This window comes from Metapseudomonas resinovorans, from assembly GCF_002003485.1.
Classification (GTDB): Bacteria; Pseudomonadota; Gammaproteobacteria; order Pseudomonadales; family Pseudomonadaceae; genus Metapseudomonas; species Metapseudomonas resinovorans_D.
The window spans coordinates 1-8,231 of record NZ_BDMA01000026.1 but is presented as its reverse complement, the minus strand read 5'-3'; the positions used below and the strand labels follow the sequence as shown (position 1 = coordinate 8,231).

Sequence of the window (8,231 nt, the reverse complement as noted above, 5' to 3'; positions counted from 1 at the left end):
CGCCCTCGACCCGGCCCTGCCCTTCGGCGGCTACAAGCTCTCCGGCGTCGGCCGCGAAATGGGCGCGGCGGCCATCGAGCACTACACCGAGCTGAAGACGGTGCTGATCAAGCTCTGAGTGCCCCAACGACCTTCGCTCTGATGGGTTTCGTACCTCTACCCATCCTACGAATACGCTTTCGTAGGATGGGTAGAGCTTGCGAAACCCATCACGCCCTTGCCCCTACAAGGCACCGCTGGTGGATGGAAAGAGCGCCATCCACCCTACGACACACGCATCACCAGGCAACCCACAACAACAAGGAAACAACCATGCCGAACTACGTCATCGAACGCGAAATCCCCGGTGCGGGAAAACTCACGATCAAGGAGCTCCAGGCCATCTCGCAGAAGTCGTGCGCCGTGCTCAGCGCCATGGGGCCACAGATCCAGTGGCTGCACAGCTACGTGACCGACGACAAGGTCTATTGCGTGTACCGCGCGGATAACGAACAGCTGGTCCGCGAACATGCCGAGCAAGGTGGTTTCCCGGCCAATCGCGTGTCCGAAGTGCGCGGGATCATCGACCCGACCACTGCCCGCTGACGGGGCAACCAACCGCCTGCGCACCTGATGGGTTTCGTACCTCAACCCATCCTACAAAAGCCTGACCGTAGGATGGGTGGAGCTTGCGATACCCATCACGCCCTTGCCCGGAGTCCTACGCCTCGCCCATCGCCTTGAGCTTGCGGTACAGGGTTGCCCGCCCGATGCCCAGGCTGCGGGCGGCAGCCGAGAGATTGCCCTCGCAGGCGTCGATGGCGGCGCGGATCGCGCGCTGTTCGGATGCCAGCAAGGTATCCCCCGCCAGTGATTGAGGCGCGGCCGCCGCAACCGTTTCCGTTTCCATTCCCGTTTCGCGGACCGCGCCCTTCGCAATGGCCGGCAGCACCTCGTCTGGCAGGTGCTGCAATCCGATCCAGCCTTCGTCTTCGGCCAGCGCGGCGGCGAGCCGCAGCGTCTGGTGGAGCTGCCGGATATTCCCCGGCCAGCTGTAGTTCAGCAGCGCCTGCAATGCGGATTCTTCCAACGCCAGCGGCGCATGGGATGCCGTCTCGCTTTGCAGCAGTCGCTGGATCAACAGCGCCAGATCGGTACGTTCGCGCAGGGCCGGCAGGGTCACTCGCAGGCCATTGATGCGGTAATAGAGGTCCTCACGGAAACCCTGCTCCTGCGCCAGCTGCGCCAAATCGCGGTGGGTGGCACAAATCAGCGCGCAATCCACTTTGATCACGGCGGTGCTGCCGAGACGGCTGAGGCTGCGCTCCTGCAGCACCCGCAACAGGCGTCCTTGCAGCTCCAGCGGCATATCGCCGATCTCGTCGAGGAACAGCGTGCCCTGGTGCGCCTGCTCGATCTTGCCGGCCGCCCCGCCCTTGCGGCTGCCGGTGAAGGCGCCTTCGACATGGCCGAACAGTTCCGACTCGATCAGGCTCGCCGGAATCGACGAGCAGTTGATGGCGATGAAGGGTCCACTGGCGCGGTCGCTGCCCTCGTGCAGCAGGCGTGCGAGCACTTCCTTGCCGGTACCGGTCTCGCCATTGATCAGCACCGGGATATCCCGCGCGAATGCCTTGCGGGCACGCTCCAGCGCAGAGCTGACGGCCGGGTCTTCGAGGCACGGCCCCTGCGCCGCGAGGGGGCGACGCTCGGCCGTGGTGAAGGATCGCGTTGGCCCGGGCAGTTGCCCGGCCTTCTTGTCCGGCGCAGTGGTGAGGCAGGCATGCAGCATGCTGCCCCACTGGGTCTGCATGCGGAACGGCACGCTGAGATCGTAGCGGCGATAGCAGACGGCATGGGCGAAAGGCATGTCGAACAGCTCGTTGAAATCCATCCCCGGTTTCAACCCCGGCGACGAGAAAATCTGCGTGGCGATGCGATTGGCGCCCTTCAGCTTCCCGACCGGATCGAACGCCAGCAGCCCCTCCATGGGAGTGCCGAGGATGTCCAGCCGGTAATGCAGGTGCACCAGCAGGACATTCCCCAGCTCCATGAACATACGACGCTCGATAGCGCGTGCCGCGATGACCAAGGATTCCAGGCAGTAGAGGGAGGTGGCGGGCCCTTTGCGGCTGGCATCCAGCACACCGACGATCCCGCCATCGAGGCCGAAGATCGGGGTGGCCATGCAGGTGAAGGCACGCGCCTCTTCCAGGTAGTGGTCGGAGCCGGCGACGACGACGGTTTCCTTTTCCTCCAGGGCGCAGCTCGGGCCGGTGGTGCCTACCAGCGTTTCGAGGAATTGCGCGCCGGGCCGGAATACCTGGTTGAGCTCCCGGCTGGCGCTGTTGCATTTGCCGATCGAACTGAGCACCACCCCTTCCATGTCGATGCAGGCGAGCACCCAGTCCTTCGGTGCCAGCGCACCGTGCAGCTGTTCCATCTCGGGCGACGCAGCGCGCAGCAGCAACCCGCCGTGATCCTGGATGTCCTTCGGACGGACCACCACCGGCGCGTCGAACAGCACCCGGTCACAAGGCGATATGCCGTACTGGTGGGAGCGCTTCCAGGAGCGTGCGATCAATTGCGATCCGAAGGCTTGCCTGCGGCCTTCAGGTGACATGAGAACCGTCCTGCCTTCAGTGGCGGGAGTGGGGTCATCGGGCTTGCTCATGGCTCATCCTCGAAACGGTTGTATCACTCCGGTACAGCATCTCCGCCCTGCATCTGACTCAGAGTGAGACAGCGAGTCGATGCGATTGCCCAGAGGCTCCGGACCGTTAATGTCTTCGTTATACAAGCCATTGATTTTCAAGCACTAATTAGAACTCAAAACAACATGGCACAGGTCCTGCTGAACAGCTGATGCGTCTCCGGTTCTTCCCTGAATTTCAAGCCGGAAACAGCAACCGATTTTAAACAAAAACAATAAAAGGTGATGTCATGAAGAAGAGCGCATCCGCTCATCTCGCCTGTACCAGCAGCACGCAGAAGACGGCTCTTTCCAGGGTCCTGACCCTGGCCACCACCCTCGGCCTTGCGGCCGGTTTCACGTCCTTCGCCCACGCCCTCGATGTGGATGCAGGCGACTACACGGCCTTGCCGGAAGGCACCAACCTCGGCCTCCTGTACTACCAGCACGCCGAACGCGACGCCCTCTACGCGAATGGCCACAAGGCGCCCATCGACGCCGGTCTGGATTCGGACGTGGGCATCCTCCGGGGTGTCCACTTCATGAAGCTTGGCGACTACATCATCGATCCGCAGTTTCTGCTGCCCTTTGGCAATCTCCGTGCCAAGGACGACCTCAAGGGACTGGGCAGCGACAGCGGCACCGGCGACCTGATCCTCGCGTCCACCATCTGGCTGGTGAACGACCCGGCCAAGCGCCGCTACTTCGGTATCACGCCCTTCATCTTTGCGCCGACCGGTAGCTACGACAACGACCAGCCGATAAACCTTGGCGAGAACCGCTGGAAGTTCACCCTCCAGGCCGGCTACATCACCGGTCTGACCGACAAGCTCACCCTCGACCTGGTGGGCGACGTGACCTTCTTCGGCGACAACGACGACTTCGGTCCGGACAGCGTGACACGCAAGCAGTCGGAGCTTTATCAGGGCCAGGCGTTCCTGCGCTACAACTTCACTGAGAGCTTCGATATTCGTGCAGGTATCTCCAGGACCTGGGGCGGCGAAAACGAAGTCGACGGCGTCGACCTGAATGACGAGCCCGATACCAGTAAATACAGCATAGGCGCTTCCTACTTCATCACGCCCACCACCCAGGTGCTGGCGACCTACGGACAGGACCTGTCCGTGGAGAATGGATTCGAGGAAAGCAACCGCATCAACCTGCGCCTGCTGCAGGTGTTCTGACCTTTCGCCAGCCGCCCGCCTGATTCACATCGGATGAGCGAAAAACACTCCGCCCATAACAAGCACATCAAGGAGTCCTGCGTAATGTCCCAAGCGCAGCCCATGCACAAACACCGTACCCGCCTCGCCGCCGCCCTGCTCGTCGCCCTGCTGGGCCCAGCTGCCTACGCGGCGCCCGTCGACCAGGCCGCCATCGTCGCCAGCGAGAAAGATGGCAATGAATGGCTCAGCCATGGCCGCACCTATGACGAACAGCGCTTCAGCCCCCTGAAGCAGATCACCGCCGACAACGTCGGCAAGCTCGGCCTCTCCTGGTACATCGACCTCGAAAACCATCGTGGCCTGGAAGCGACCCCGCTGTTCTCCGACGGCGTGCTCTACGCCTCGCTGTCCTGGAGCCGCGCCATTGCCGTCGACGTGGCCACCGGCAAGGTTCTCTGGACCTTCGACCCGCAGATCGAACGCGGCAAGGCTCGCGACGCCTGCTGCGATGCTGTCAACCGTGGCGTCGCGCTGTGGAATGGCAAGATCTTCATCGGCACTCTGGATGGCCGCCTGATCGCCCTGGACGCCAAGACCGGCCGGGAAGTCTGGAGCCAGCAGACCACCGACAACAGCAAGCCCTACACCATCACCGGCGCTCCGCGCGTGGTGAAAGGCAAGGTCATCATCGGCAACGGTGGCGCGGAGTACGGCGTGCGCGGTTACTTCGCCGCCTACGACGCCGAGACCGGCAAGATGGCCTGGCGCTTCTACACCGTCCCCGGCGACCCGGCCAAACCCTACGAGCATCCGGAGCTGGCCGAAGCAGCCAAGACCTGGAAAGGCGACGAGTACTGGAAAGGCGGCGGTGGCGGCACCGTCTGGGACGGCATGGCCTACGACCCCGAGCTGGAGCTGCTCTACATCGGCACCGGCAACGGCTCGCCCTGGAACCGTGAGCTGCGCAGCCCCGGCGGCGGCGACAACCTCTACCTGTCGTCGATCCTCGCCGTGGACCCGGACACCGGCAAACTGGCCTGGCACTACCAGACCACCCCGGGCGAAACCTGGGACTTCACTGCGACCCAGCAGCTCACCCTGGCGACCCTCGAGCTCGACGGCAAGTCGCGCAAGGTGATCATGCAGGCACCGAAGAACGGCTTCTTCTACGTGCTCGACCGTGAAACCGGCAAGCTCCTGTCCGCCGAGAAGTTCGGCAAGGTGACCTGGGCCGAGCGCGTCGACCTGGCCACCGGCCGCCCCGTGGAAGTACCGGGTGCGCGCTACGAGAAAGAGCCCGTCGTGATGTGGCCGAGCCCGTTCGGCGCCCACAGCTGGCACTCGATGTCCTACAACCCGCAGACCGGCCTGGTATACATCCCCTACCAGGAAATCCCGGGTGTCTACCGCAACGAAGGCAAGGACTTCGTCCGCCGCAAGGGCTTCAACACCGGTGCCGGGTTCTCCGACGCCACCGAGATTCCACGCGAAGCGGTGTCCGGTGCGCTGCTGGCCTGGGACCCGGTGAAGCAGAAGGAAGCCTGGCGCGTGCCCTACCCGCACTACTGGAACGGCGGCACCCTGAGCACCGCGGGCAACCTGGTATTCCAGGGCACCGCCGCGGGTAACCTGGTGGCCTACTCGGCCGACAAGGGCAAGCAGCTCTGGTCCTTCGCCGCCCAGACCGGCATCGTCGCCGCGCCCATGACCTACAGCTACAAGGGCGAGCAATACGTGGCGATCATGGCTGGCTGGGGCGGTGTCGCCCCGCTGATCGGCGGCGATGCGGCCAAAGCGCCGGGCGTCGGCAACGTCAGCCGCCTGCTGGTGTTCAAGCTGGATGGCAAGGCCAGCCTGCCGCCGCTGCCGGAGAAGCAGGTCGCCGCCCTCACCCGCATCCCGCAACTGCTCCACGCCAGCGAAGCCGACCTGAAGGCGGGCCAGCAGCTGTACGGCAGCTACTGCTCCGTATGCCACGGTGTCGGGGCGATGAGCGGCGGTCTGGTGCCTGACCTGCGCAAATCCGACGAGTCGCGCCGCAGCCTGTTCCAGCAGATCGTCCGCGAAGGCGTGCTGCGCCCTCTGGGCATGCCATCCTTCGGGGACACTTTGACGGCGGACGAGGTCGAAAAGATCAAGGCCTACGTCATGAGCCGCGAATACGCGGATTACACCAAGGAGCAGCAGGCGACCGCTGCGAAAGACAAACCCTGATCGGGGCCAGGCAAGGCGGCCACAACCTCGCCGCCTTGCCCGGCCATATCGGATGAAGAGTGCTTCGATTCACCCCACGCAACAACAAAAGAGAGGACTCAACTATGTGGACCAAACCCAGCTACACCGACATGCGCATTGGCTTTGAAGTGACCCTGTACTTCACCAATCGCTGATGCTCCACGGCGCTGCGCTGGCCTCCACCGGCGCATCGTCCTTGCTTGGCCCCGGTTCGCCGGGGTCCTTTTTCCTGCAGGCCTCCGAGGCAGGTCGTATTCGCCATGCACATCCAGATTCTCGGCTCGGCTGCCGGCGGCGGTTTCCCCCAGTGGAACTGCAATTGCCGCAACTGCGCCGGCGTACGCAGCGGCAAGGTCCGCGCCCAACCGCGCAGCCAGTCCTCCATCGCCCTCAGCGCCAATGGTGTCGACTGGGTGCTGTGCAACGCCTCCCCGGATATCCGCGCCCAGCTCGACGCCTTCCCGCCGCTGCAACCGGCCCGCCGCCTGCGCGACACCGGCATTGCCGCGATCATCCTGATGGACAGCCAGATCGACCACGTCACCGGCCTCCTGAGCTTGCGTGAGGGTTGCCCGCACCCGGTCTGGTGCACGGAGATGGTCCACCAGGACCTGACCAGCGGCTTCCCGCTGTTCAGCATGCTCCAGCACTGGAATGGTGGCCTGACCTGGAACCCCATCGACCTGGCCCGCCCGGCGTTCACCATTCCCGCCTGCCATGGCCTGAAGTTCACCGCCATTCCCCTGCGCAGCAGCGCACCGCCGTACTCGCCGCACCGCGGTAACCCACACCCCGGCGACAACATCGGCCTGTTCATCGAAGACCTGGAAAGCGGCGGCAGCCTGTTCTACGCGCCAGGGCTGGGCCAGGTGGATGACGCGCTGCTCGGCTGGATGCGCCGCGCCGACTGCCTGCTGGTGGACGGCACGCTCTGGCGCGACGACGAAATGCGCCACTGCGAGGTGGGCGACAAGCTCGGCAGCGAGATGGGCCACCTGCCGCAGAGCGGCCCGGGCGGGATGATCGAGGTACTCGACGGCCTCGACGGCCCGCGCAAGGTGCTCATCCACATCAACAACACCAACCCGATCCTCGACGTCGATTCCGCCGAGCGCGCCGAACTGGGCCGCCACGGTATCGAAGTGGCCTGGGATGGCATGAGCCTCCAGCTGTAATCATCAAGGTGCGCACGGCGCACCCTACGAGGACCCCGAGCATGAGCCAGACCGCCATGACTCCCGCCGAATTCGAACAGGCCCTGCGCGCCAAGGGCGCCTATTACCACATCCACCACCCGTACCACCGGGCGATGTACGAGGGCCGCGCGACCCGTGAGCAGATCCAGGGCTGGGTGGCCAACCGCTTCTACTACCAGGTGTGCATCCCGCTGAAGGATGCCGCCATCCTCGCCAACTGCCCGGACCGCGACACCCGCCGCGAATGGGTCCAGCGCCTCCTCGACCACGACGGCGCCCCCGGCGAGGAAGGCGGCATCGAGGCCTGGCTGCGCCTGGCCGAGGCGGTAGGCCTCGACCGCGAACAGGTGCTGTCGCAGGAACTGGTGCTGCCCGGCGTGCGTTTCGCGGTGGACGCCTACGTCAACTTCGCCCGCCGCGCGAGCTGGCAGGAGGCGGCGAGCAGTTCGCTGACCGAGCTGTTCGCCCCGCAGATCCATCAGTCGCGGCTGGACAGCTGGCCGCAGCACTACCCCTGGATCGACCCCAGCGGTTACGACTACTTCCGCAAGCGCCTGAAGGAGGCGCGCCGCGATGTCGAGCACGGCCTGCGCATCACCCTCGACCACTACCGCACCCTGGAGGCCCAGCAGCGCATGCTGGAGATCCTGCAGTTCAAGCTCGACGTGCTCTGGAGCATGCTCGACGCCATGAGCATGGCCTACGAGCTGCAGCGCCCGCCCTATCACACGGTGACCCGCGAGCGGGTCTGGCACCGGGGAATCACCCTATGAGCGACTTCAACACGCACCAGGTACCCAACCTGCGGCGCGGCTTCCGCCTGCAATGGGAGCCGGCGCAGGGCTGCCACGTGCTGCTCTATCCCGAAGGCATGATCCGACTCAATGAAAGTGCCGGTGCCATCGCCGTGCAGATCAACGGGCAGCGCGATGTCGAGTCGATCATCCGCAACCTGAGCGAGCA

At 64.6% G+C, this 8,231-nt stretch carries 9 protein-coding genes; 8 read left to right on the top strand and 1 reads right to left on the bottom strand.

The genetic code is table 11. The features are described from left to right. Both MnOB_RS28580 and MnOB_RS08610 read left to right on the top strand, forming a co-directional pair. A partial coding sequence (locus MnOB_RS28580) for an aldehyde dehydrogenase family protein (RefSeq protein ID WP_158713779.1) occupies window positions 1-118 on the top strand: 118 nt, incomplete at its 5' end. Between the two features lie 194 nt (window positions 119-312). Beyond that, complete coding sequence (locus tag MnOB_RS08610) at window positions 313-585, top strand: DUF4242 domain-containing protein (protein WP_077523807.1); 273 nt, start codon at window positions 313-315, stop codon at window positions 583-585. A gap of 115 nt (window positions 586-700) precedes the next feature. Here MnOB_RS08610 and MnOB_RS08605 read toward each other — a convergent pair whose 3' ends face one another. Then, window positions 701-2,653, bottom strand: a complete 1,953-nt coding sequence (locus MnOB_RS08605; protein WP_234358221.1) for a sigma-54-dependent Fis family transcriptional regulator — start codon at window positions 2,651-2,653, stop codon at window positions 701-703. Between the two features lie 269 nt (window positions 2,654-2,922). On the opposite strand from MnOB_RS08605, the gene MnOB_RS08600 reads away from it, so the two are divergent. The 6 genes from MnOB_RS08600 to pqqD all read left to right on the top strand — a co-directional run. Next, window positions 2,923-3,855 carry a transporter gene (locus MnOB_RS08600; RefSeq protein ID WP_077523805.1) on the top strand — a complete coding sequence of 311 codons (933 nt, stop codon included), beginning with the start codon at window positions 2,923-2,925 and terminating at the stop codon, window positions 3,853-3,855. A gap of 84 nt (window positions 3,856-3,939) precedes the next feature. Then, window positions 3,940-6,051 carry a PQQ-dependent dehydrogenase, methanol/ethanol family gene (locus MnOB_RS08595; RefSeq protein WP_234358220.1) on the top strand — a complete coding sequence of 704 codons (2,112 nt, stop codon included), beginning with the start codon at window positions 3,940-3,942 and terminating at the stop codon, window positions 6,049-6,051. A 104-nt stretch (window positions 6,052-6,155) separates the two neighbouring features. Continuing rightward, on the top strand, window positions 6,156-6,227 hold the full coding sequence (gene pqqA / locus MnOB_RS08590; RefSeq protein ID WP_077523808.1) for a pyrroloquinoline quinone precursor peptide PqqA: 72 nt from the start codon (window positions 6,156-6,158) through the stop codon (window positions 6,225-6,227). A 105-nt stretch (window positions 6,228-6,332) separates the two neighbouring features. Next, on the top strand, window positions 6,333-7,247 hold the full coding sequence (gene pqqB / locus MnOB_RS08585) for a pyrroloquinoline quinone biosynthesis protein PqqB (protein ID WP_077523804.1): 915 nt from the start codon (window positions 6,333-6,335) through the stop codon (window positions 7,245-7,247). A gap of 41 nt (window positions 7,248-7,288) precedes the next feature. Beyond that, window positions 7,289-8,041, top strand: a complete 753-nt coding sequence (gene pqqC, locus MnOB_RS08580) for a pyrroloquinoline-quinone synthase PqqC (RefSeq protein WP_077523803.1) — start codon at window positions 7,289-7,291, stop codon at window positions 8,039-8,041. After that, window positions 8,038-8,231 (top strand): pyrroloquinoline quinone biosynthesis peptide chaperone PqqD (gene pqqD / locus MnOB_RS08575; protein ID WP_077523802.1); only part of this gene is annotated, 194 nt, incomplete at its 3' end. The genes pqqC and pqqD, both read left to right, overlap by 4 nt.